This window comes from Yokenella regensburgei (assembly GCF_051486985.1).
Lineage (GTDB): Bacteria > Pseudomonadota > Gammaproteobacteria > Enterobacterales > Enterobacteriaceae > CBFFRJ01.
This window is the reverse complement of sequence record NZ_JAHVDV010000027.1, coordinates 25,640-49,374: the sequence shown is the minus strand read 5'-3', so window position 1 is coordinate 49,374 and position 23,735 is coordinate 25,640. Positions and strand designations below refer to the sequence as shown.

At 54.2% G+C, this 23,735-nt stretch carries 21 protein-coding genes; 12 read left to right on the top strand and 9 right to left on the bottom strand.

The genetic code is table 11. From position 1 onward, the window contains the following. Nucleotides 1-58 precede the first annotated feature (58 nt). On the bottom strand, nucleotides 59-982 hold the full coding sequence (locus KXR87_RS17650) for a LysR substrate-binding domain-containing protein (protein ID WP_437433517.1): 924 nt from the start codon (nucleotides 980-982) through the stop codon (nucleotides 59-61). A gap of 291 nt (nucleotides 983-1,273) precedes the next feature. Here KXR87_RS17650 and hglS point away from each other — a divergent pair, with 291 nt between their 5' ends. Together hglS and KXR87_RS17640 are read left to right on the top strand one after the other, a co-directional pair. Next, a complete protein-coding gene (gene hglS / locus KXR87_RS17645; RefSeq protein WP_437433516.1) occupies nucleotides 1,274-2,617 on the top strand; it encodes a 2-oxoadipate dioxygenase/decarboxylase HglS in 1,344 nt (447 codons plus the stop codon). Nucleotides 2,618-2,658: 41 nt separating this feature from the next. Next, entirely contained in the window at nucleotides 2,659-4,167 is a 1,509-nt protein-coding gene (locus tag KXR87_RS17640) for a carboxylesterase/lipase family protein (RefSeq protein WP_437433515.1), read from the top strand. On the opposite strand, the gene KXR87_RS17635 is transcribed toward KXR87_RS17640, so the two are convergent. Continuing rightward, nucleotides 4,164-5,006 carry a LysR family transcriptional regulator gene (locus KXR87_RS17635; RefSeq protein WP_437433514.1) on the bottom strand — a complete coding sequence of 281 codons (843 nt, stop codon included), beginning with the start codon at nucleotides 5,004-5,006 and terminating at the stop codon, nucleotides 4,164-4,166. The two genes, KXR87_RS17640 and KXR87_RS17635, sit on opposite strands and share 4 nt — an antisense overlap. A gap of 111 nt (nucleotides 5,007-5,117) precedes the next feature. On the opposite strand from KXR87_RS17635, the gene KXR87_RS17630 reads away from it, so the two are divergent. The 4 genes from KXR87_RS17630 to rimL all read left to right on the top strand — a co-directional run bounded on the left by KXR87_RS17630 (nucleotide 5,118) and on the right by rimL (nucleotide 9,583). Further along, the gene (locus tag KXR87_RS17630; protein WP_437433513.1) at nucleotides 5,118-6,287 is read left to right on the top strand and encodes a methionine aminotransferase; all 1,170 of its coding nucleotides are present in this window, start codon (nucleotides 5,118-5,120) and stop codon (nucleotides 6,285-6,287) included. Nucleotides 6,288-6,298: 11 nt separating this feature from the next. Next, the gene (locus KXR87_RS17625; protein ID WP_437433512.1) at nucleotides 6,299-7,075 is read left to right on the top strand and encodes a transporter substrate-binding domain-containing protein; all 777 of its coding nucleotides are present in this window, start codon (nucleotides 6,299-6,301) and stop codon (nucleotides 7,073-7,075) included. 249 nt (nucleotides 7,076-7,324) lie between these two features. Continuing rightward, on the top strand, nucleotides 7,325-8,980 hold the full coding sequence (locus tag KXR87_RS17620) for a glucan biosynthesis protein D (protein ID WP_437433511.1): 1,656 nt from the start codon (nucleotides 7,325-7,327) through the stop codon (nucleotides 8,978-8,980). A gap of 48 nt (nucleotides 8,981-9,028) precedes the next feature. Continuing rightward, the gene (gene rimL / locus KXR87_RS17615; RefSeq protein ID WP_437433536.1) at nucleotides 9,029-9,583 is read left to right on the top strand and encodes a 50S ribosomal protein L7/L12-serine acetyltransferase; all 555 of its coding nucleotides are present in this window, start codon (nucleotides 9,029-9,031) and stop codon (nucleotides 9,581-9,583) included. Here rimL and ydcK read toward each other — a convergent pair. Beyond that, nucleotides 9,575-10,555, bottom strand: a complete 981-nt coding sequence (gene ydcK / locus KXR87_RS17610; protein ID WP_437433510.1) for a YdcK family protein — start codon at nucleotides 10,553-10,555, stop codon at nucleotides 9,575-9,577. The two genes, rimL and ydcK, sit on opposite strands and share 9 nt — an antisense overlap. 135 nt (nucleotides 10,556-10,690) lie before the next feature. Here ydcK and tehB point away from each other — a divergent pair, with 135 nt between their 5' ends. Next, the gene (gene tehB / locus KXR87_RS17605; protein WP_437433509.1) at nucleotides 10,691-11,284 is read left to right on the top strand and encodes a tellurite resistance methyltransferase TehB; all 594 of its coding nucleotides are present in this window, start codon (nucleotides 10,691-10,693) and stop codon (nucleotides 11,282-11,284) included. Here the strand turns inward: tehB and pepT are convergent. Further along, on the bottom strand, nucleotides 11,281-12,510 hold the full coding sequence (gene pepT / locus KXR87_RS17600; protein ID WP_437433508.1) for a peptidase T: 1,230 nt from the start codon (nucleotides 12,508-12,510) through the stop codon (nucleotides 11,281-11,283). The genes tehB and pepT overlap by 4 nt on opposite strands. Nucleotides 12,511-12,627: 117 nt before the next feature. Here pepT and KXR87_RS17595 point away from each other — a divergent pair, with 117 nt between their 5' ends. Together KXR87_RS17595 and KXR87_RS17590 are read left to right on the top strand one after the other, a co-directional pair. Beyond that, nucleotides 12,628-14,223, top strand: a complete 1,596-nt coding sequence (locus tag KXR87_RS17595; RefSeq protein ID WP_437433507.1) for an ABC transporter substrate-binding protein — start codon at nucleotides 12,628-12,630, stop codon at nucleotides 14,221-14,223. Nucleotides 14,224-14,395: 172 nt separating this feature from the next. Then, nucleotides 14,396-15,058, top strand: a complete 663-nt coding sequence (locus KXR87_RS17590; RefSeq protein WP_437433506.1) for a DUF3313 domain-containing protein — start codon at nucleotides 14,396-14,398, stop codon at nucleotides 15,056-15,058. A 36-nt stretch (nucleotides 15,059-15,094) separates the two neighbouring features. Here the strand turns inward: KXR87_RS17590 and KXR87_RS17585 are convergent, their stop codons facing one another. Continuing rightward, complete coding sequence (locus KXR87_RS17585; protein ID WP_437433505.1) at nucleotides 15,095-15,991, bottom strand: DMT family transporter; 897 nt, start codon at nucleotides 15,989-15,991, stop codon at nucleotides 15,095-15,097. Nucleotides 15,992-16,163: 172 nt separating this feature from the next. On the opposite strand from KXR87_RS17585, the gene KXR87_RS17580 reads away from it, so the two are divergent. Beyond that, a complete protein-coding gene (locus KXR87_RS17580; protein ID WP_437433504.1) occupies nucleotides 16,164-17,036 on the top strand; it encodes a helix-turn-helix domain-containing protein in 873 nt (290 codons plus the stop codon). Here KXR87_RS17580 and KXR87_RS17575 read toward each other — a convergent pair. Further along, nucleotides 17,016-18,182, bottom strand: a complete 1,167-nt coding sequence (locus tag KXR87_RS17575; protein ID WP_437433503.1) for a benzoate/H(+) symporter BenE family transporter — start codon at nucleotides 18,180-18,182, stop codon at nucleotides 17,016-17,018. The genes KXR87_RS17580 and KXR87_RS17575 overlap by 21 nt on opposite strands. Before the next feature lie 92 nt (nucleotides 18,183-18,274). Between KXR87_RS17575 and KXR87_RS17570 the strand changes: the two genes are divergently transcribed. Continuing rightward, nucleotides 18,275-18,847, top strand: coding sequence for a helix-turn-helix domain-containing protein (locus tag KXR87_RS17570; protein WP_437433502.1), 573 nt, complete (start codon nucleotides 18,275-18,277; stop codon nucleotides 18,845-18,847). 250 nt (nucleotides 18,848-19,097) lie between these two features. Continuing rightward, a complete protein-coding gene (locus KXR87_RS17565; RefSeq protein WP_437433501.1) occupies nucleotides 19,098-21,062 on the top strand; it encodes a peptidase U32 family protein in 1,965 nt (654 codons plus the stop codon). Nucleotides 21,063-21,118: 56 nt separating this feature from the next. Here KXR87_RS17565 and KXR87_RS17560 read toward each other — a convergent pair whose 3' ends face one another. The 3 genes from KXR87_RS17560 to KXR87_RS17550 are packed head-to-tail and all read right to left on the bottom strand — an operon-like array spanning nucleotide 21,119 to nucleotide 23,663. Next, nucleotides 21,119-21,247: a DUF2474 domain-containing protein gene (locus tag KXR87_RS17560; protein WP_437433500.1), complete on the bottom strand. Its 129-nt coding sequence runs from the start codon at nucleotides 21,245-21,247 to the stop codon at nucleotides 21,119-21,121. After that, complete coding sequence (gene cydB / locus KXR87_RS17555) at nucleotides 21,247-22,257, bottom strand: cytochrome d ubiquinol oxidase subunit II (RefSeq protein ID WP_437433499.1); 1,011 nt, start codon at nucleotides 22,255-22,257, stop codon at nucleotides 21,247-21,249. The genes KXR87_RS17560 and cydB overlap by 1 nt, the downstream gene beginning before the upstream one ends. Then, a complete protein-coding gene (locus KXR87_RS17550; RefSeq protein WP_437433498.1) occupies nucleotides 22,257-23,663 on the bottom strand; it encodes a cytochrome ubiquinol oxidase subunit I in 1,407 nt (468 codons plus the stop codon). The genes cydB and KXR87_RS17550 overlap by 1 nt, the downstream gene beginning before the upstream one ends. Nucleotides 23,664-23,735: the final 72 nt, after the last annotated feature.

Here is a 23,735-nt window from a genome sequence, read left to right as displayed (position 1 = left end):
AACATTTAGCAGATAATTAACACAATTTTTACCCGTTGCGTCAGGAAACCGCCACCAATCAATCCGGTACGGTTTTACGGATGGCGTTAATCAGGGACTGTACGCCCGCTGAGAGCGGGGCATCGACGCGGGTGATAATACCGATGGGATCGCCCACGCCCGCAGGCATAATGGGCAGCGCCACCAGTGAACCCTGACGAAGATCGTTTCTAACCGCCCCGGACGGTACAAACCAGACGTAATCAAAATTAGCGGTCAGCTGACGGGAGAGCGAAGCCGATAACGTCTCAATACAGCCCGTGGGCAGTGAACAGCCCTGGCTCTGGAGTAAATCCTCCGCGTTCTGGCGCGGCACGGTGCCGGTGGGCAGCACCACAACAGGCCACTCCAGCACACGGCTGAGGGTAATGGTGGTGTGCAACAGAGGATGATCCGGGCGGACGACAAGCTTGAGCGACTCCAGAAATAGCATCTCATAGTTAAGCCCGCTCATCATTTCCGGGTCGGACATCCGTCCAATGCCCATGTCCAGCTCTCCGGATTTTAACCCGGCCAGCAGCATTGGATTATTGGTCGTCGCCACCTGGAGATTAAGGTCGGGCTGGAGTTTATGCACCTGTCCTATTACCTCCGGCAGAATACCCAACGCCGCAGTCGGCAAGGCACCTATGCGGATCACGGCATTATTTTGTTCCGGCTGATAGTTCAGTGACTGCCCGGCTGTATTGAGCGCATCCAGAACCCGGATGGCATGGGTGAGAAATTGTTCGCCGACAAGCGTCAGCTGGGCACCCAGCCGACCCCGTTCAAGGAGACGGGTGCCGGTTAGCTGCTCCAGTTCATTCAGTGTTTTTGACAGTGCTGGCTGACTGAGCTTAAGGGTTTCAGCCGCACGCCCCAGAGTACCCTGCTGGGCGACGGCGACAAATGTATGCAAATGGCGCAAGCGGATGCGCTGAGAAAACAGACCGTTTTTTTCCATAAGATGATCTAAAACGAAGCGATGCCTGTGACAAGTAGAGTTGTTTAATTTTGATAACTTGATAGCAAAATATTTTTAACATTTAATCTTCTTAAGTTACAAACACATTTTGTATGCAGTGTGACCTTACCCGCATCTTTTTCGGGGTCTATTCATAATCTAGGGTTATGCAAGCTGCCGAAATAACAGCATTTTTCGAGTTACGCCGCGATCACAGTTTGTAAATTCTCCCTCACGGGCCTGAAAGGGCTTTCCTACACTCCAGGTAACAGACACCGGAGGTAATACAACATGGCGATCCCCATCACGGCTGATGATATTCGGGAGCAATTTTCGCAGGCGATGTCAGCGATGTATCAACAAGAAGTCCCTCAGTACGGCACCCTGCTGGAGCTGGTGGCTGACGTTAATTTGTCAGTGCTGGAAGACAACCCCCGTCTGCACGAACAGCTCGTCAATGCCGATGAGCTGGCCCGTCTGAACGTGGAGCGCCACGGCGCGATCCGCGTAGGAACAGCTGAAGAGCTCTCCACGCTGCGGCGAATGTTTGCCATTATGGGGATGTTCCCGGTGAGTTATTACGATCTCTCTCAGGCAGGGGTCCCGGTTCATTCAACGGCGTTTCGCCCCATTGATGACGCGGCGCTGGCACGTAATCCGTTTCGCATTTTTACCTCTTTGTTGCGTCCTGAATTGATTGAAGATGCAGGATTACGGGATAAAGCGACGGCCATTTTACGCAAACGGGATATTTTTACCCCGGCCTGCCGCGAGCTAATCGGGGTGTGGGAACGGGAAGGGGAATTCAGTGAAACCCAGGCGGCCGATTTTGTCCGGGAGGCGCTGGAAACCTTCCGCTGGCACCGTCAGGCCACGGTGGATGAAGAGACCTATCACGCGTTGCATAATGAACACCGGTTAATAGCGGATGTGGTCTGTTTCCCCGGCTGCCATATTAACCACCTGACGCCACGAACGCTCGACATCGACAGGGTGCAGGCGCTGATGCCGGAATATGGCATCGAACCGAAGATTCTGATTGAAGGCCCACCGCGCCGGGATGTGCCGGTGCTGTTACGCCAGACCAGTTTTAAAGCGCTGGATGAACCCGTGCAGTTTAAAGGCGAGCATTCAGGCACCCATACCGCACGCTTTGGGGAGATTGAACAACGCGGCATCGCGTTAACGCCAAAAGGCCGTGCGTTATATGACAGGCTGCTCGCTGAAGCGGGAACCGGTAAAGACAATCTGACCCATCAACTGCATCTGCAGGAAGTTTTTAAACCGTTCCCGGACAGCGAAATGCTGTTACGCCATCAGCAACTGGCCTGGTTCCGCTATCGCCTGACCCCGGCTGGTGAGGCGCATCGGCATGCCATCCGGCCCGGCGATGATCCGCAACCGCTGATTGAACGCGGGTGGGTAAGCGCACAGCCGATTATCTATGAGGATTTTCTTCCGGTAAGCGCCGCGGGTATTTTCCAGTCTAATCTTGGCAATGAAACCCAACAGCGCAGCCACGGCAATGCCAGTAAAAAGGAGTTTGAGGCCGCATTGGGGTGCGAAGTGCTGGATGAGTTCGTGCTGTATCAGCAGGCGGAGGCGCGCAGTAAACGACGTTGCGGTCTCTTGTAAAACCGGTACTCTGAAAGGATGTTCATCAACAGGATGTTGTTATGGAAAACCCTAACGCGCCACTGGTTTTAACCCGACAGGGCACCGTTGTGGGTGTGACTGACGGCGGCTGCCATATCTGGCGTGGCCTGCCTTATGCCGAACCGCCGGTGGGAGCGTTGCGCTGGCGTTCACCGCAGCCCGTTAAGCCCTGGAATGGGGTCCGTCTTGCAGACAGCTTTTCCGCCTCAGGCTGGCAGAACAGCGAAAGCTGCACGCACCTTGCCGGAGGCGACCCGGGGCGGCTGTCGGAAGATTGTCTGTATCTCAATGTCTGGTCACCAGTGGAACGGCATAAGCCACTACCGGTAATGGTGTGGCTTCATGGTGGCGGCTTTACTATGGGGGCCGGCGACCTGCCCCCCTACGATGGAAAGGCGCTTGCGAGGCGAAATGTCGTGGTGGTGACGCTCAACTATCGTCTTGGTCATCTGGGCTTTTTTGCCCATCCGGCGCTGGAGGGTGAAGAGGGCGAGACGGTTTGCAACTTTGGCCTGCTCGACCAGATTGCCGCATTGCAATGGGTGCAGGAGAACATTGCCGCATTTGGTGGGGACGCCGGTAACGTGACGGTGTTTGGGGAATCGGCGGGGGCACGCAGCGTGATGTCGCTGATGGCCTCTCCGCTGGCAAAAGGATTGTTTCACAAAGGGATTATTCAGAGCAGTTATACCCTGCCTGACACACCACTTGCGGCGGCCAAAGCGAAGGGGGTTGCCGTGGCGCGCCACTTTGGTTTTGAGCAGGCGACGGCGGAGCAGTTACGTTCACTACCCGCAGAGCAGTTCTGGCCACTGATGTCGCCGTTGAAAATTGCCCCCACGCCCATCTGTGGCGATCGGGTATTACCGGAACCGATGATGGACGTCTTCTTCGCAGGACGCCAGCATCCACTCCCGGTCATCATAGGTTCGAACAGCGACGAAGCCAGTGTGATGGCCGAATTCGGGGTCGATCTCGCCGGGCAGATTGACAAACTGCGCCGTGAACAGCGCCTTGGCTTTGGGATAATTAAATTACTTTACCCAGGGGTAAAAGGGGATCGGGAGCTTGGGCGTCAGGTGTGCCGCGATATGGCCTTTACCACGGCAGGACTGGTGGTGATGCAGGCGCAGCAGCGGGTAAGACAACCCTGCTGGCGGTACTGGTTTGATTATGTCGCCGAAGCTGAGCATGACACTTACGCCAACGGTGCCTGGCACGGTAACGAGGTGCCTTATGTGTTTGATAACCTCACCCTGACCGAACCGGCCCGCCGCTATGTCAACAAACGAGATCGCGCATTTGCCGCCCACGTAGCCGATTACTGGGTCAGCTTTGCTCGTCATGCCAGCGCCCGTAACGTGACGCTGGCGGGGCCTGTGCCGTGGCAGGCAAGTGTGAAGGGGCGCGACAGGCTGCTACGTATTGGGCTGAATAAACATGCAGGATTTCGCATGGTTAATCGGTTTATGAGGGCGCGGCTGAGCTTCTTTAAGCGCGTCATGCGCCACCATGTAAAACTCGATTAACCGTGGAGTAATCCAAGGCGCAATGCCGCCAGGAGAGCGGCATTGCTGCCTGATTCCCGCATCACCAGGCGGTAACTTGCCCCTGTTTTCACGCTCTGTTTCCACGGCCTGAGCAGCCGTCCCATGCGAATATCTTCTTCCACCAGCGTTTCATCGGCGATGGCGATGCCGAGCCCCTGTATCGCCGCGGTGATCGCGAGATCCATGGTGTCGAAGTGTTGATTTTTTTTCATGACAAACTGCACGTTATCCTGTTTTGCCAGCCACAACGACCAGTCGGTTTTATCCCGGGTGGGGTGCAGAAGGGTTAAATGCTCCAGGGATGGGGTATCTGCAAACATTGCGCCCATAACGGGCGTCAGGGCTTCGTCAAACAGCAGATCGCCTGCGCTGAAGTGCGTACCGAAGACGATGGCCGCGTCAAATGGCTCAGTTTTGAAGTTGACGCCATGATCGGTGGTGGTGGTGAGGGCTATCTCAATATCCGGGTAGTGGCGCTCAAGATGCAGCAGACGAGGGACCAGCCAGCGCATCGCACAGGTGGGGGCTTTGAGACGTACCACGGTCTGTTGCGCGCGCGCCTGTCCCGCGACGGTAAGCAGGTGCTCAAACGACGCACGCAGCTCCGGCAGCAATGCGCTGCCCTGCGGCGATAACCGTAAACCCCGAGCATGACGCTCAAACAAGGGGAAACCGAACCAGCCTTCGAGCGCCGCGATTTTCCGGCTTACCGCCCCCTGAGTCAGGCAAAGCGCTTTTGCCGCATGGGTAAGATTCAGGTGGCGGGCGGTCACCAGGAAGGCGTCAATGGCGTTCAACGGCAGATTACGGGGGGACATGGCGACTCCGGTATGCGTTTTTGTCATAGCTATTATGACAAGATTTCGATTGTCCGCTCAATGCACTTCTGGTTTGAATGGTTATGCACTTTATGACTAAAAGGAGTGAGAATGACTTTGCGTACCCCGGTGACATCCCGTTCAAAACTGCCTGATGTGGGCACCACCATTTTTACCGTTATCGGGCAGCTTTCCGCGCAGCACAACGCCATCAATCTCTCGCAGGGGGCACCCAATTTTCCGTGCGATCCGCAACTGGTTGCCGCCGTCACCCGGGCGATGCAGGCCGATCATAACCAGTATGCCCCCATGACCGGGCTGAGACCGCTGAAAGCCAGGATTGCGCAGAAAATCAGTGATCTCTACGGTACCGATTATGATGTGGACAACGAAATTCTGGTCACCGCCAGCGCCAGTCAGGGGCTCTATTCCGCCATCGGCGGTCTGGTGCACCCCGGGGATGAAGTCATCTATTTTGAGCCGTCGTTTGACAGCTACGCGCCCATCGTGCGCTTGCAGGGCGCTACGCCGGTCGCCATCAAACTGACGGTGCCGGACTTTGCCGTAAACTGGGATGAAGTGCGGGCCGCGATTACGCCACGCACGCGTATGATAATCATCAACACGCCGCACAACCCCAGCGGGCAGGTTCTCTCCGGGAATGACTTAACCGAGCTTGCGAGGATTACCCGCAATACTGATATCGTGGTTTTGTCTGATGAGGTTTACGAACATGTGGTTTTTGACGGACAGCCGCATCATGGCATGGCGACGCATCCTGAGCTTGCAGAGCGAAGCGTGATTGTCTCCTCTTTTGGTAAAACCTATCACGTGACGGGCTGGCGCGTAGGTTACTGCGTGGCTCCCGCCGAACTGATGGGCGAGATAGTAAAGGTCCATCAGTTCCTCATGTTTTCTGCCGATACGCCCATGCAGTACGCGTTCGCCGACCACATGTCTGATGCGCAGACCTGGCTTTCGCTGGCGGCGTTTTACCAGCGCAAACGTGACCTGATGCAGACGCTGCTGGCGGACTCGCCGTTTCACCTGTTGCCGAGTGCGGGATCGTTTTTCCTGCTGGCGAGCTACCGTCACTTCAGTGACGAAAGCGACAGTGACATGGTGAAAAGACTCATTACGGATTACGGAGTGGCCACCATTCCGCTGTCAGCGTTTTACACGGATGGGACGGATAACAAATTGATACGCCTCTCTTTCGCGAAGGATGAGGCGATGTTAAGAGCAGGCGCGCAGGCCCTGTGTCGTGTTAAGCCACGCTAAGGAGCGTAATCGTGAAAGTAAAAGCACTCTGTCTGGGCATGGGCATGCTTTGCTCATTATCGTCTTTTGCCGCCACACAACTGCGGTACGGGCTGGAAGCAGAATATCCACCGTTTGAAAGCCGCAATGCGGCCGGCGAGCTTGAGGGTTTTGATATCGAGCTTGGCAATGCCATTTGTAAAGCCGCTGCGCTGAAATGTAGCTGGGTGGAAACCTCGTTTGATGCATTGATACCGGGTCTGGTGGCAAAAAAATACGATGCCATAAATTCAGCCATGAACATTACCGGGCAGCGTCGCCAGAGCATTGACTTCACGCAACCCATTTACCGCATTCCATCACAACTGGTCGGCAAAGCAGGGGACGGCATGGCGGCGACCGCTGAAGGGCTGAAAGGAAAAACCATCGGCGTATTACAGGGTTCCATTCAGGAAACCTATGCAAAAGAGCACTGGGAAAAGCACGGTGTCATCGTGGTGTCTTATAAAGATCAGAATATGGCATGGAGCGATCTGCTCAATGGCCGTATTGACGCCTCGCTGGTGATGTCTGCGGCAGGCCAGGCAGGTTTTCTCAGCAAGCCGCAGGGCAAGGGGTTTGGCTTTATTGGCAAACCGGTGTCAGACGATACCATCCTTGGCAGCGGGATTGGGTTTGGGCTGCGTAAAGGTGACGAGGCCACCAAAAAGCAGCTTGATGCTGCGATTGAAAAAGTACGTGCTGACGGCACCATCAAAACGCTGGCGGAGAAGTACTTCCCAGGCATTGATGTTAGTGTCAGCAAATAATAAAGCCTTGCTGTTGTAACCCCTGCCGTCCGATGTCCGGCAGGGTTTTTTTTATACCTAACTTTACCTGTAATTAGGTCTCTTCCGATCGACAAAGATATTTCCCGCTTTGAGCAGATAATCACCATCCAACAATTGGATTCTTAACTGATTTTGTCTACAGTGTGCGGTCATAAATGTACTGAATTAGTCGCTGTTTCGCGGTTGCGCGAAATGTCATTTTTCGACCAAAAGGATAACTTCCAGGGCATGAATCGCAGACGTTTTATTAAAGCATCTATGGCGCTGGCCGCTGCGTGCGGAACGACAGGCGTGGCTTCTCTCTTTTCCCGCGCTGCGTTTGCTGCGGACGCCGGTATCGCCGATGGTCAAAGTCGTCGTTTCGATTTTTCCGTGTTGCAGTCAATGGCAAAAGATCTTGCGCAACAGCCCTGGGGCGGCGCGCCGCGTCCTTTGCCGGACACGCTCGCCAACCTGACCCCGCAGGCTTACAACAGTATTCAGTATGATGCCGCGCACTCATTATGGAATAACGTTGAAGAGCGTCAACTGGACGTGCAATTCTTCCATGTGGGAATGGGCTTTCGTCGGCGTGTACGCATGTTCTCACTCGACCCGGCGACGCAGCAGGCGCGTGAAATCCATTTCCGCCCTGAATTATTTAATTACCACGATGCTGGCGTAGATACGAAACAGCTGGAAGGGCAAAGCGATTTGGGGTTCGCCGGTTTTCGCGCCTTTAAGGCGCCGGAGCTGGCGCGTCGTGACATCGTCTCTTTCCTCGGCGCAAGCTATTTCCGCGCCGTGGACAGTACCTATCAGTACGGCTTGTCCGCCCGTGGTGCGGCCATTAATACCTTCACCGACACCCCGGAAGAGTTCCCGGATTTCACCTCATTCTGGTTTGAAACCGCGAAAGCGTCAGATACCACCTTCACCGTCTACACGCTGCTGGATAGCCCAAGCCTGACGGGGGCTTATAAATTCGTGATCCACTGCGAGAAGAGCCAGGTGATCATGGAGGTGGACAACCATCTCTTTGCCCGTAAAGACATCAAGCAACTGGGTATCGCCCCCATGACCAGTATGTTCAGCTGTGGCAATAATGAACGCCGCGTGTGCGATACCATCCATCCGCAAATCCACGATTCGGACCGCCTCGCCATGTGGGCCGGCAACGGTGAGTGGATCTGTCGTCCGCTGAATAATCCGCAGAAGCTGCAATTTAACGCCTATCAGGACAACAACCCGAAGGGCTTTGGGTTACTGCAGCTTGATCGTGATTTCACCCATTATCAGGACATTATGGGCTGGTACAACAAGCGTCCCAGTCTCTGGGTGGAGCCGCGTAACAAATGGGGTAAAGGTGCGGTCGGTTTGATGGAAATCCCGACCACCGGTGAAACGCTGGATAATATCGTCTGCTTCTGGCAGCCGGAGAAACCGGTGCGTGCCGGTGATGACCTTGCCTTCCAGTACCGTCTCTACTGGAGCGCCATGCCGCCGGTACGCTCGCCGTTATCCCGCGTGTATGCGACCCGTACCGGCATGGGCGGTTTCCCGGAAGGGTGGGCGCCGGGGGAACATTACCCACAAAAATGGGCGCGTCGTTTTGCAATTGATTTTGTCGGCGGCGATCTGAAAGGGGCGGCACCTCGCGGAATTGAACCAGTGATTACCCTCTCCAGTGGTGAAGCGAAACAGATTGAAATCCTGTACGTGGAGCCGTTTGACGGTTATCGCATCCAGTTTGACTGGTACCCGACCTCCGATTCTACCGAGACTGTCGATATGCGCATGTTCCTGCGTTGCCAGGGTGAAGCCATTAGTGAAACCTGGCTTTATCACTACTTCCCGCCTGCGCCAGACAAGCGCAATTACGTCGATGACCGTATTATGCGCTAATCCAGAACCCTCCCTCGGCAGAGGGAGGGTGAGTAACAGGAAGAGATGATGACGTTAAACGACAGTTTAATTGTGGTAGACGAGCACCTGGAGTTGCAGGCTATCGACGAACATTTTGTTCACGACCTGCATCAACTGATTATTAAGAATAAAGCGTGGCTTCAGCATTTCCTCGACTGGCCCCAGTATGTGACCTCTGTAGAACAGAGCCGCCAGACGGCGCAGAGCAATATGCTACTGCACCAGCGTGGCTACGCAAAAATGTTTGTTATCCTGAAAGACAACATACTGGTAGGGGTGCTCTCTTTTAACGCCATTGAGCCCACCAATAAGACGGGTTACATCGGTTACTGGCTTGACCAGGATTATCAGCGGCAGGGGATAATATCCGCCTCGTTACAGGCAGTGATCGCCTTTTACGCCAGCCGTGGTGATATTCGCCGTTTTGTCATCAAATGCCGGGTAGCGAATGCAGCCAGTAATCGGGTGGCGCTACGCAACGGCTTTATTCTGGAAGGTTGCCTGCGACAGGCTGAATTCCTTAACGGCGCTTTCTGCGATCAAAATATCTACGCGCGTATCGTCACGCCAGCGTCAGAGTAGTCCGGCAACCGGCGTGCGGGTAATATGCTGCATGCCATTAATGACCTTTCTGCCCCGCAGTAAAATTTGCTCGCCCTCCAGCCCCTGAATGCAGGCGTCATCGGTGACTTCAATATGATGCTCGATAATCACATTTCCCCTGACGCACGCGTTTCCCTGAATCACGACATCTTCATCTAACAGAACGGGGCCACCCTCAAGCCTCGCGTGTCCGCCTACCAGCACGTGATGCTTAAGGACAACATTGCCTTCAATGACGGCATGTTCTGCCACCTGTGAACTGTAACGTAAGGTAGGGATCGCATCCTCTTCGCGACCGGCCGTAATTCGCGCGTGACCATAAACTTTGGCGCAGTCGCACACCCAGACATCGTTAAGATCATTACCATCCAGAATGGCATAATCAAACACCTCAGCACGGTGCTCCACAAACGCGTAGTTCAGCATGGCATCACCATAAATTTGTGCCTGGTGAAGGACCCGCGTGTGGGTAAGCGTTGCACGATCATAAATTTGCAGCATCTGTTCACTGTCCAGGGTTAACCCTTTAGCGGCGATAATTTCACTGCCATGCAGAATGCGGGCATCGCCAAAAAGATGGCAGGCACCGCGCACCGTCGACGCCTGAACGGTGACGTTGTCACTTATTCTCGCACCATGACTTAACTGACAGCTATCAATCCAGGCATTATCTTCAATGAGAACCTCATGACAGACGACACAGGGCTGAGTCAGACGGGCATAACCGCTTACCCTGGCACCGGCAAACACCAGGCTGTTGACGTCATAAATCCAGCACGTACCGTCCTGGGAAAGCACGTTTTCATCCTCTACCCAACCGCCAGCCGTACCGGCCGTAACATCGCCGAAATCGGCGACCGCAATAATCTGCTGTAACGTGACACTCTGTTTCTCACCATTAAGGTGATAGCTGAACGCGCGGCGCTCATCACTGAGTCGATATTTTTTCATGGTTCATTTCCACTGTTTGCCAACGATAAACGTAGCAAACTTTGCGATACTGGCTATTGAATATGAAAACCAATAAAATGCATATTAAATGCAACTTTTAATTACACACCGCTTTTCGTTAAACAAGGATTTCTGATGACACCTTTTGATGACAATTACTTCACTGAGAAATATGGCTTAACCCGTACCCATTCTGAGGTGCTGAATGCCGTAAAATTCGTGCCTCCTGGTAAAACGCTGGACCTGGGTTGTGGCAGTGGCCGCAACAGTCTCTTTCTGGCGGCAAAGGGTTATGATGTAACAGCGTGGGATAAGAACCCGGCGGGCATCAGTAATATGGAACGCATCCGGCAGGAAGAGGGGTTAACCCACCTGCAAACGGCGGTGGTAGACCTGAATACACTCACCTTTGACGGCGAGTACGACTTTATTCTCTCCACTGTGGTGCTGATGTTCCTGGAAGCGAAAACCATTCCGGGCCTGATTGCTAATATGCAACGTTGCACAAAAGCGGGAGGGTATAACCTGATCGTGGCGGCGATGGATACCCCGGACTTTCCCTGTACGGTGGGCTTCCCGTTTGCGTTTAAAGAGAACGAACTGCGCAACTATTACGCCGGATGGGAAATGATTAAGTACAACGAAGACGTCGGCGAGCTTCACCGCACCGACGTCAACGGGAACCGTATAAAGCTGCGCTTTGCGACCCTGCTTGCCCGCAAGCCTTAACGGGCAGCCAGCAGACACAGCGCTCGGGCCACCTCATAAGATGCTTCGAAGGACTTCACGGGCAGGAACTCAAACGGCGAATGAAAGTTGTGGGCGCCCGTGAAGAAGTTTGGCGTCAGTAAGCCTTTGGCGGAGAGCGCCGCACCATCGGTACCGCCGCGCATCGGCGTCGGTTTCGGGGTGATACCCAGCGACGCCATCGCCGTAAACAGCAGATCCACAGCGCGACGGTCTTCGCCAAGCGCATTGCTGATGTTGCTGTAAATATCGGTGATGTCTATCTCCACGCGGGCCGTTGGATGCTGCAGGGCAATTTTCTGCGCAACGTCCCGCATCTCTGCTTTACGCTGTTCAAAGCGGGTAAGGTCAAAATCGCGGATGCTGGCGCTCAGTTTCGCATGCCCCTGAACGGCCTCCATACCATTAAACCAGACGTAGCCTTCGCGCCCTTCGGTGTTCTCCGGGGTCTGCTGGCGGTCGAAATGGCTAATGTAGTCCATCGCCATCAAAAGCGGGTTCACCAGTACACCTTTGGCAGACATCGGGTGCGCCGTCACGCCGGTAAAATGGACGGTGGCAGAGGCGGCATTGAAGTTTTCATAAACGATTTCACCCTTCTCGCAGCAGTCGATGGTCCAGGCAAAGTCGACATCGAACCGTTTCAGATCCAGCGCCTTAGCCCCCCGCAGCCCAACCTCTTCATCCGGCACAAACGCAACCACAATATCGCCATGTCGGTCAGCAGGAGTCAGATTCTCTAAAAGCTGCATCACCACCGTTACGGCCGCTTTGTTATCTGCGCCGAGTACGCTGGTGCCATCACTGAAAATGATCTCCTCACCGGGGTAGGCAAGGATCTCCGGGTGTTCGTTTGTCCGCAACCAGATGCCTTTCTCCTGATTAAGACAAAGATCATCGCCTTCAAAACGGAGAATTTGTGGATGAATATCCGGCGATAATCCGACGTCAACGGTGTCAATATGCGTGATAAAACCGACGCGCGGCGCACCGGCAACCGTCCCCCTTTTTACCGCGGTTACCGTTGCGTGCTCATCCAGTACGATCTCCTCTAAACCCAGAGCCTGTAGCTCCTGCGCCAGGGTGCGCGCCATCTCGAATTGCCCTGATGTGGTAGGCAGTGTGGTAGCACTGGCGTCACTCTGACTGGTGATGGCGAGATAGCGAAAGAAGCGTTGCGTTAATTGACTGGAGAGCGGCGATGTCATAGTGAATCCTTCTTTATTTGACTAATCAGGTGCTTGCAATATTACTTTAATGTTATTTATGGAAGGGAAAACGACAAGCACTATTTGGCACATGGACAAAAAACGACAGGAAAAAAGATGACTCGCAAACAGACAACAGTTGCATTGACCCTGATGGCATTAGCGGTGAGTTCCTCTGTGGCAGCGAAAACACTGGTCTACTGCTCCGAAGGAAGTCCGGAAAATTTCAACCCGCAGCTTTACACCTCGGGCACCAGCGTGGATGCCAGTGCCGTACCGGTTTACAACCGGCTGGTGGATTTTAAAGCCGGCACAACCGACCTTCAGCCGAGCCTGGCAGAACGCTGGGACGTCAGCGAAGACGGCAAGGTGTATACCTTCCATTTGCGTAAAGGGGTGAAGTTCCAGAGCAATAAATTCTTTACGCCATCGCGGGATTTTAATGCCGATGATGTCATTTTCTCGTTCATGCGTCAGAAAGACCCTAAACACCCGTATCACAATGTCTCTAACGGTAACTACTCCAACTTCGAAAGCCTTGAGTTCGGCAAGCTGATTACCGCGATTGACAAGGTCGATGATAATACCGTGCGCTTCACCCTGGCCCACCCGGAAGCGCCTTTTGTACCGGACCTGGCCTGGTATTTCGCCTCTATATTGTCGGCGGAATATGCGGATGCGATGCTAAAAGCCGGAACACCTGAAAAGGTGGATATGGAACCGATCGGGACCGGGCCGTTTAAGCTGGCACAGTACCAGAAAGACTCCCGCATTCTGTTTACCGCTTTCCCTGAATACTGGCAGGGCAAAGCGAAGATTGATCGCCTGGTGTTCAGTATTACCCCGGATGCCTCAGTGCGTGTGGCGAAGCTTGAGAAAAACGAATGTCAGGTTATGCCATTCCCTAATCCGGCTGATTTACCACGGCTGAAAGAAAACAAAGATATAACGCTCATGAGCAAAGCCGGACTGAACACTGGTTTCCTCGCCTTCAATACGCAAAAAGCCCCGCTGGACAACGTGAAAGTGCGCCAGGCACTGGCGCTGGCCATCAACAAACCGGCCATTATTAACGCGGTTTTCCAGGGGACCGGCACGGCGGCAAAAAATCTTTTACCGCCGGGTGTCTGGAGCGCTGACAGCGAATTGCAGGATTATCCTTACGATCCCGAGAAAGCGAAAGCGTTGCTGAAAGAAGCCGGATTGCCGGAGGGCACGACCATCGATTTGTGGGCTATGCCGGTTCAGCGCCCCTACAACCCAAATGCTAAACGCATGGCGGAGATGATTCAGGCAGACTGGGCGAAAGTGGGAGTCAATGCAAAAGTCGTCACCTACGAATGGGGTGAATATTTAAAACGGGTAAAAAGCGGTGAGCACCAGGCCGCCCTCATGGGCTGGACCACGGCGACCGGCGACCCGGATAACTTCTTTGGTCCACTGTTTACCTGCCAGTCGGCAGACGGCGGTTCAAACTCGGCAAAATGGTGTAATCAGGCCTTTGATAAGCTTATCAATGAGGCAAAAGCCATTACCGATCATGACAAGCGCGTGACGTTATACAAACAAGCGCAGCAGATGATGCATGACGAAATGCCCGCCGTCATGATTGCTCACTCCACTATATTCGAACCGGTTCGCAAAGAGGTCACCGGATATGAAGTCGACCCCTTTGGTAAACATATTTTCTATCAGGTAGATGTTAATAAATAAGCTAACGCTGCCGGTGCCCACCAGGGCATCGGCAGCGTTAATAAAGAAACATACAACAAATAAATATATTAATTTTCTGAAAGTTGAGCGTGGCGGTTTTTTTTCAGCAGCATTGTACTCGCCTGTTTGCTATAACATTTATGGCGTCTACACACTCAAAAAAGGACCTTCCATGCGTACTGTATATAAAGTTGCAGTGCTTACCGGGCTGCTCGCGCTTGCAGGCTGCGGCTCAAAAGTGACTCAACCGGAACAATACTCCGGTTTCTTAAAGGATTATTCAGGCTTACAGCAAACGACCTCCGCCAACGGTAAGCCCGTACTACGCTGGGTTGACCCGTCATTTGACGAAAGTAAATACGACAGCATTGTTTATCATCCGGTCACCTATTATCCGGTGCCGAAACCCACAGCGCAGGTTTCTCAACAAACTCTGGATGGTATTCTCACTTATACCAATACCAAACTGAAAGCCGCTGCGGCTCAACGCAAACCGCTGGTAACCTCTCCGGGCGCGCACAGCCTCATCTTCCGTGGTGCGATTACCGGTGTTGATCGCAATAAAGAAGGGATGCAGTTCTATGAAGTGCTGCCGGTGATGATGGTTGTTGCCGGTACGCAGGCGGCGACAGGACACCGCACTATGGAAACGCATCTCTTCTTCGAAGGCGAATTGATTGATGCCCAAACCAATAAGCCGGTCGTGAAGGTCGTTCGTCAGGCTGAAGGTAAAAATCTGAGTAATGAAAATGCACCAATGACCGTCGATACGCTGAAAAACGTAATTGATGACATGGTACTGGATGCAAAAATGTTTGAAGTGAAGCAGAAGTGATATGTTTTGCGCCATCCCTGCGGATGGCGCTCTCCTTTATGCAACCCGTCGGCGTAACAGTAGATTTCCCGGTCTGGCAAACATCACCAGGTTACCGGTCAGGATTAACACCAGCCCCATAATGCCGTTAGCGTGCCAGACATAGCCTTCATAAAGGGTGGAAAAACTCAGCGCCACCAGAGGAAACAGCAGGGTGCTGTAGGCCGCATTACTGGCACCTATCCTGCCCACCAGCGTGAAATAGGCACCGAACGCAATCACGGAACCAAAGAGAGCCAGATAGACCAGCGCGCCCAGATAGCTGAACGTCCATTCAGGCATGAAGCTGTCCCCCCGTACCAGTGCAATACACCCCATGATGAGGGTGCCATAACACATCGCCCAGGCGTTGGTCGTCATGGTTTCCAGCCCTTTGCGCTGATGGCGCATGCTCAGCATGTTACCCAGTGAGAAACCAAAGGTGCCGAGCATCGACAGACCGACACCCATCAGCAGCGAACTGCTGATCCCACTGGCCCGCAAATCCTCCCAGAACAGCGTCACCATGCCGATAAGTCCGAGCGCAGCGGCCGGGTAAAAACGAGCAGGGGGTTTTTGGCCAAAAAACAGAAAACTGTTTACCGCGTTGAACAGCACCGCCATGGAGAAAATGACCGACTCCAGCCCGGTATTGATCCATGCCGCTGCCGTATAAAAGCAGAGAAAGTTAAAGCCGAATACACAGCAGCCCTGCAGCAGACAGAACAGATGGTCCTGTAGCGCCAGTTTACGCAGCCGGCGCAGGGCGAGCAGCACCAGCATGATGGTGGCGGTGGCCAGCGCGAAGCGCCAGAAGATAGACACTGGTGCCGGAACGGTTCCCTGTTGCAGGAATATCGCAATCCACGTTGTTCCCCAGATAACCACCACCAGACAATATAAAAATGCGTTCATTGTTTTACCTTTTAAACCAGACCAGTCGTTAGTGTCGCGGCAATCTGCCGTCCGGGCTTGCATAAAGCCCGCCACCACTTGCAAATTCTTGCGCTTTTTTAGAGAAAGGCTGGCATCGCACAGCAGGAATTCATAGACTGCAATTCTGGTTACTTTTTTGTTACGTGCGTTTATGTCACCGAGCTATCAGGCCTTTGAAAATCTTAAACATCATAATGCCGTCCTGCATGATTCAGTGGCGTTGCACTCTGGTATTCAACTGGCGGCCTGGTCAAATAAACGCGATAACATTACGCAGTACTGCGATCACCATACCCTGAGCCTGTATGTGGCTGACGGGTATGAGAGCTACCATAAAACCGCATCGGGCTGGAAGAATGGCGGTGGGCCCGACCGGTTTTGCCTGCTGCCTCAGGAGAGCGAATCAAGCTGGGACATTCGTGATGACTTGTCCTTTGTCCACCTGTACTGCACCGACGCGCATTTGCGTGATATCGGGGAACGAATCTGGGACCGCAGCCCGGCCGCTTTTACCCTTGATGAAAAAACCTTTGCTCAGGATGAACGCATCACGCTGCTGTATCGCCAGTTCTTACTGGGCAGTAACTGGCATCAGAAAGCCAACCAGCTGACCTTCAGCACGGCATCAACCTTGCTGTTAACGCACCTGATCCAGCACTACAGCAGCGTGCAATGGCAGTTACCGACCGTAAAGGGCGGTCTGGCGCCGGCAGTGTTACGCCATGTAGTGGACTGGATTGAAGCACATCTTTCCCAGCCGCTTTTGCTCGCCGATCTGGCAGAACAGGCGGCGCTCAGCGAATACCACTTTGCCCGCATGTTCCGGCAGTCGATGGGGCTGGCACCGCATCAGTACGTGATGCAACGGCGCATGGCGCAGGCAAAAACACAATTATTAAACAGCGAGCTCTCGCTGACGGCGATTGCGATGGCCTGCGGTTTCAGTTCGCCGAGCCACTTCAGTAACCGTTTCCGAGCGGTATATGGCGTAACGCCGTCGCAATTACGTGCGACGCGTCCGTGACAGGGCGACATAACAGATACCGCCCGCCACCAGTCCCCAGAACGCCGAACCCACGCCCAGCAGGGTGATGCCGCTTGCCGTAACCAGAAAGGTGACCACCGCAGCGTCCCTTTCTTTCTCATGTGCCAGCGCCTGAAATAAGCTGCCGCCAATCGTCCCCAACAGCGCCACGCCGGCGAGCGTCTGGATCCAGCTTACTGGCAGGGCATTCAGCAAGGAGGTGATGGAACCGCCAAAGACGCCCGCCAGCAGGTAAAATCCTCCCGCCGCCACGGCGGCCTTCCAGCGTTGTTGCGCATCAGGATGCGCTTCCGGGCTCTGACAGATGGCAGCGGTGATCGCCGCAATGCAAATGGAGTAGACCCCAAACGGCGAGAGCAGCAGCGCCACGCCACCGGTAAAAATCATTAATGGCGAAACCGCAACCCGGTAACCCGCTGCCTGCATAGTGGCAAACCCGGGGGCATTTTGTGACGCCATCGTAGCGAGGAAAAAGGGGACACCAATGCTGAGCAAGGAGGCCGGATTAAAGACCGGACGCGTGAATTCAGGCACCACCAGCGAGAGGGTGAGATGCTCTGTGGCAAGATGCCCATTTAACCCGGCAACCAGTGCGCCAATAATCATTGTCGCAACAATGGCATAGCGAGGCGCCAGCGCTTTACAGATAAGCCAGGCCAGTAGCATACTGCCGCACATAACCACGTTATCTTGTACATTGCTGAAGGCCTGAAGACCAAAACGCAACAGGATACCCGCCAGCATCGCAGCGGCAAGCGTATGAGGAATGACTTTCATCAGTCGTGCAAACAGGCCCGTTATGCCGCAAAGCACAATCAGCGCATTGGCGAAAATGAAGATGCCGACGGCCTCGCCGGGAGACAAACCGTCCAGACTGGTCGCCAGTAAGGCTGCGCCCGGCGTTGACCAGGCGGTAAGGACCGGCATGCGATACCAGAGCGATAACGCGAGAGTACTGAACCCCATACCGATACCGAGTGCGGTCATCCAGCCCGCAATCTGCGAGGGCGTTGCCCCCGTGGCAGCCGCGGCCTGCCAGATGATGGCCGCGGAACTGGCGTAGCCAACGAGGACGGCGACAAATCCGGCCAGAAGGGAAGTAAAGGGGAACGATGAGACGCGCATACGGCTATCCTTGTGCGTTATAACATCCGTTAAAATTATCATTGTGCGCTATAGCGCACAAGCGAGACGAGCTACGTCTGAGAGGAGATATCATGGAATCGACGCGTTATCTGGCGGCTACGCTGAAAGCGTTGCGTCAGTCCCGCCGCTGGAGTCTCTCCCGGCTGGCTGAAGAAACAGGCGTTTCGAAAGCGATGCTCGGGCAAATTGAGCGTAATGAATCCAGCCCGACGGTTGCCACGCTCTGGAAGATAGCCACGGGTCTGAACGTGCCGTTTTCTGCTTTTATCGCGCCGCCTGAAGATGATATGCCTACGACCTACGATCCGGATCAACAGGCGATGGTGATTACCCCCCTGTTTCCCTGGGACGAGGTTCTGCGCTTCGATCACTTTTCCATCACCCTGGCACCGGGGGCCCGCAGTGAATCCACGCCCCATGAGCAAGGGGTGATTGAGCACGTCGTGGTGATTGCCGGTGAGCTTGATCTGTGTACTGAAGGGCAGTGGAAGGTGCTCAAAGCCGGAACGGGGGTGCGTTTCGCCGGTGACAGGCCGCATGCCTACCGCAATAGCTCCGCCCATACCGTCCATTTCCACTCGCTTATCCACTACCCAAAAGAAAAAGCCGCAAGCAAGCCTGCGGCAAAGAACGACGACGATTAACCACAACGTACAACGTGACGAGGAAATATCCGTATTACGTTTCATCTTCATACGGCCACCCGTTACCGTGGCGCCTGAGAAGATTTTCGCGTAATGAACCAAGGATAAATTCAACGAGCGGTGCTGGAAAATATCAATTTCGTCAATCCTTTGCCGCCATACGAAAAATGGCTTCTGGTGCAGGTGGTGAAACAGCAGGGAACTGACTACAATAGCCGCCATTTTGCACATCATGGATAACAACGACTGTATGCACCTGCCAACCCAGCATCTTGAACTTTTAAGCCCTGCCCGTGACGCCGCGATCGCTCGCGAAGCTATTCTGCACGGGGCGGACGCGGTTTACATTGGTGGACCAGGGTTCGGTGCCCGCCATAACGCCAGCAACAGCTTGCAGGACATCGCGGCGCTGGTGCCCTTTGCCCATCGCTATGGCGCGAAGGTGTTTATCACCCTGAATACTATTTTGCATGATGATGAGCTGGAACCTGCCCGTAAGCTGATAACGTCGCTTTATGAAACCGGCGTCGATGCGCTGATTGTGCAGGATATGGGGGTCATGCAGCTTGATATCCCACCCATTGAACTGCATGCCAGTACGCAGTGTGATATCCGCAGCGTTGAAAAAGCTAAATTCCTCTCGGATGTTGGCTTCAGCCAGATTGTGCTGGCGCGCGAGCTGAATCTGAATCAGATCCGCGAAATCCATCAGGCCACAGATGCCACCATTGAGTTCTTTATTCACGGCGCCCTGTGCGTGGCCTATTCCGGGCAGTGTAATATTTCGCATGCTCAGACCGGTCGCAGCGCTAACCGTGGTGACTGCTCGCAGGCCTGTCGACTACCCTATACCCTGAAAGACGATCAGGGCCGCGTGGTCTCCTACGAAAAGCATCTGTTGTCGATGAAAGATAACGACCAGAGTGAAAACCTGGCCGCACTCATCGATGCCGGTGTGCGCTCCTTTAAGATTGAAGGGCGTTACAAAGACATGAGCTATGTGAAAAACATCACTGCTCACTATCGCCAGATGCTCGACGCTATTATTGAGGATCGCGGTGACTTAGCGCGATCCTCGGCGGGGCGTACCGAGCACTTCTTTATCCCCTCAACGGATAAAACCTTCCATCGCGGCAGCACCGACTATTTCGTCAATGCGCGTAAAGGGGACATCGGTGCCTTTGACTCGCCAAAATTTGTTGGCCTGCCTGTTGGCGAAGTCCTGAAAGTGACCAAAGATCATCTTGACGTGCAGGTCACCGAGCCGCTGGCTAACGGCGATGGCCTCAACGTGCTGATTAAGCGAGAAGTTGTGGGCTTTCGTGCCAATACCGTCGAAAAGACGGGTGAAAACCGTTATCGCGTCTGGCCCAATGAAATGCCGGCTGACATGTACAAGGTTCGCCCGAACCATCCCCTCAACCGTAACCTTGACCACAACTGGCAACAGGCGCTGACCAAAACGTCGAGCGAGCGCCGCATTGCGCTGGATATTGCACTCAGCGGGTGGCAAGAGCAGTTGGTACTGACGCTGACCAGTGAAGAGGGCGTTACCATTACGCATACGCTCGATGGCCAGTTTGACGAGGCGACCAACGCGGAGAAAGCGCGAAACAGTCTGAAAGAGGGGCTGGCAAAACTGGGGCAAACTCTCTTTTATGCTCGCCAGATCGACATCAACCTGCCGGGTGCGCTCTTTGTGCCCAACAGCCTGTTGAATCAGCTGCGCCGTGAAGCGGTTGAGATGCTGGACGAGGCCCGGCTGGCGAATTACCGGCGCGGCACCCGTAAACCTGTTTCCGTGCCCGCGCCGGTCTACCCGGATACCCACCTGACGTTTTTAGCCAACGTCTACAACCACAAAGCGCGTGAGTTTTATCAGCAGTACGGTGTAAAACTCATTGATGGCGCGTTTGAAATGCACGAAGAGAAGGGCGATGTCCCGGTGATGATCACCAAGCATTGCCTGCGCTTTGCATTCAATCTCTGCCCGAAACAGGCAAAAGGTAACATCAAAAGCTGGAAGGCCACGCCGATGCAGCTGGTGCATGGCGATGAGGTACTGACGCTTAAATTTGACTGTCGTCCGTGCGAAATGCACGTAGTTGGGAAAATTAAAAATCATATTCTGAAAATGCCGTTGCCGGGAAGCGTAGTGGCGTCGGTCAGCCCGGAAGAGTTGATGAAGACACTGCCTAAGCGTAAGGGTGGGTAATTAAAAGAAACGGCAGCCTGGGCTGCCGTTTCTCGTTGTAGTGCAGCAACGCCGGACTAATGCGCCCTGAACCCCGCCGACGCCATCAGTACACGAAAGAAGAGCCCGACCAGCGCCAGCGCCATCACGCTACCGCCCCAGATTATGACCAGCCATAACAGGCGATACCAGAGAGAGTGATGCATCAGTGATAACCCTCCCCGTGTTGCACTTTGCCGCGAAAGACGTAATAGCTCCAGAAGGTATAGACCAGGATCACGGGAATAATTAACAACGCGCCGACCAGCATAAAACCCTGACTTTGCGCAGGTGCCGCCGCTTGCCAGAGCGTAATCGCTGGCGGAATAATATGCGGCCAGATACTGATCCCAAGCCCGGTAAAGCCGAGAAAAATCAGCCCCAGCGTGAGAACAAAAGGCAGATGGTGATGCTTCGCATCGTAAAGCGTACGCCACTGCCACAGGCTCAACACCGCAACCAGCACGGGGACAGGCAGCAGCAGGAAGAGGTTCGGCAGACTAAACCAGCGCCCGGCGATGGAAGGATGAATAAGGGGCGTCCAGAGGCTGATGATCGCAATAACCCCCAGCAACACCATCAGCAGCTTCCTGCTGAGATGGCGCATGCTTACCTGAAGGCGATCCTCGCTTTTCATCACAAGCCAGGTTGACCCTAAAAGCGCATAAGCCACCGTCAGGCCAAGGCCGCAAAAGAGGGTGAAAGGGGTCAGCCAGTCAAACGGGCCGCCCGAATAGGTGCGTGCAACAACCGGAAACCCATTGATCACCGCGCCGACCACTATGCCCTGCGTGAAGGTTGCCAGGAGCGATCCGCCCATAAATGCCTTATCCCAGAAAGGTCGATGAGCAGGGGTCGCTTTAAAGCGGAACTCAAAGGCGACGCCACGAAAGATGAGCCCAATCAACATTAAGGTGAGCGGAATCGTCAGCGCATCAACGATCACCGCATAGGCCAGTGGAAACGCGCCAAAAAGCGCAGCGCCTCCCAGCACCAGCCAGGTCTCATTGCCATCCCATACTGGTGCCACACTGTTAACCATAACGTCACGATCCTCTGCGCCTTTTACCAGCGGAAAAAGGATGCCAATCCCGAGGTCAAACCCGTCCATGACGATATACATCAGCGTGGCGAATACGATGATTACAAACCAGATAAGTGAAAGATCGATACCCATTACGGCTTCTCCTGGGTCAGAAAGTCAGGGCCAGCGGCCGAGAGAGGTCGGGCGGGGCGGCCATCGTTCTCGTCAGGGTAGGACTCGTCTTCCTGTGGCCCCTTTTTAATCAGCCGCACCATGTAGCTGTAGCCAACACCGAACACCGAGGTGTAGACGAGGATGAAACCCAGCAAACTCACGCTCATGTGCAGATCGCCATGAGCAGAAACGGCGTCTGCCGTGCGTTGTAAGCCATACACCACCCAGGGCTGGCGTCCCACTTCGGTGGTTACCCAGCCCGCAAGGATAGCAATTAGACCGGATGGCCCCATCAGCAGGGCAAACCATAAAAAAGGACGCGAGCGGTAGAGACGCTGTTTATAGCGCAACCATACTGCCATCAGGCCCAGCAAAATCATCAACATGCCGAGTCCCGCCATCACGCGAAACGACCAGAATACGAGGGTGGAATTCGGTCGGTCTGCTTTGGCAAACTCCTTCAGCGCCGGAACCTGTTTATCCAGACTATGCGTAAGGATCAGGCTGCCAAGCGCAGGTATTTCGAGTCCGTAGCGGGTACGCTCCTGCTCCATGTCGGGCAGACCAAACAGCAGCAGAGGGGTGGGTTCACCAGGTACATTCTCCCAGTGGCCTTCAATCGCGGCAATTTTCGCCGGCTGGTGTTCAAGGGTATTGAGGCCATGCATATCCCCGACCATCGCCTGGATAGGGGCAACGATAAGGGTCATCCACAGCGCCATAGAAAACATTGTTCGGATGCTCTGGGTACTGTTGCCGCGCAGCAGGTGCCAGGCGGCAGAGGCTCCAACGAACAACGCGCTACTGAGAAAAGCGGCAATCGACATATGGAACAGGCGGTACGGGAACGAAGGGTTAAAGACCACCGCAAACCAGTCCACAGGGACAACCTGCCCGTTAACAATCTCATAGCCCTGAGGGGTCTGCATCCAGCTGTTAGAGGCGAGGATCCAGAAGGTGGAAATCAGGGTTCCCAGCGCCACCATACAGGTCGCGAAAAAGTGTAATCCCGGCCCGACCTTACGCCAGCCAAATAACATTACGCCAAGAAAACCCGCTTCCAGGAAGAATGCAGTGAGCACTTCATAGGTGAGTAGCGGGCCGGTTATGCTCCCGGCAAATTGTGAAAACCCGCTCCAGTTCGTACCAAACTGATAGGCCATCACCAGGCCTGACACCACGCCCATGCCAAAGTTAACGGCGAAAATTTTTGCCCAGAAGTGATAAAGAGAGTGCCAGACAGGATTACGGGTTTTTAGCCATAAGCCCTCCAGCACCGCCAGAAAGCTGGCAAGGCCAATAGTGATCGCCGGGAAAATAATATGGAAGGAGACAGTAAACGCAAACTGGATCCTTGCCAGGTGAAACGCATCAAGACCAAACATGCACAACCTCAAAGTCAAACGCTGTACCTGTTATGGTAAAACGGCAAAAAACGAACTGTCAGAGGCAATAAT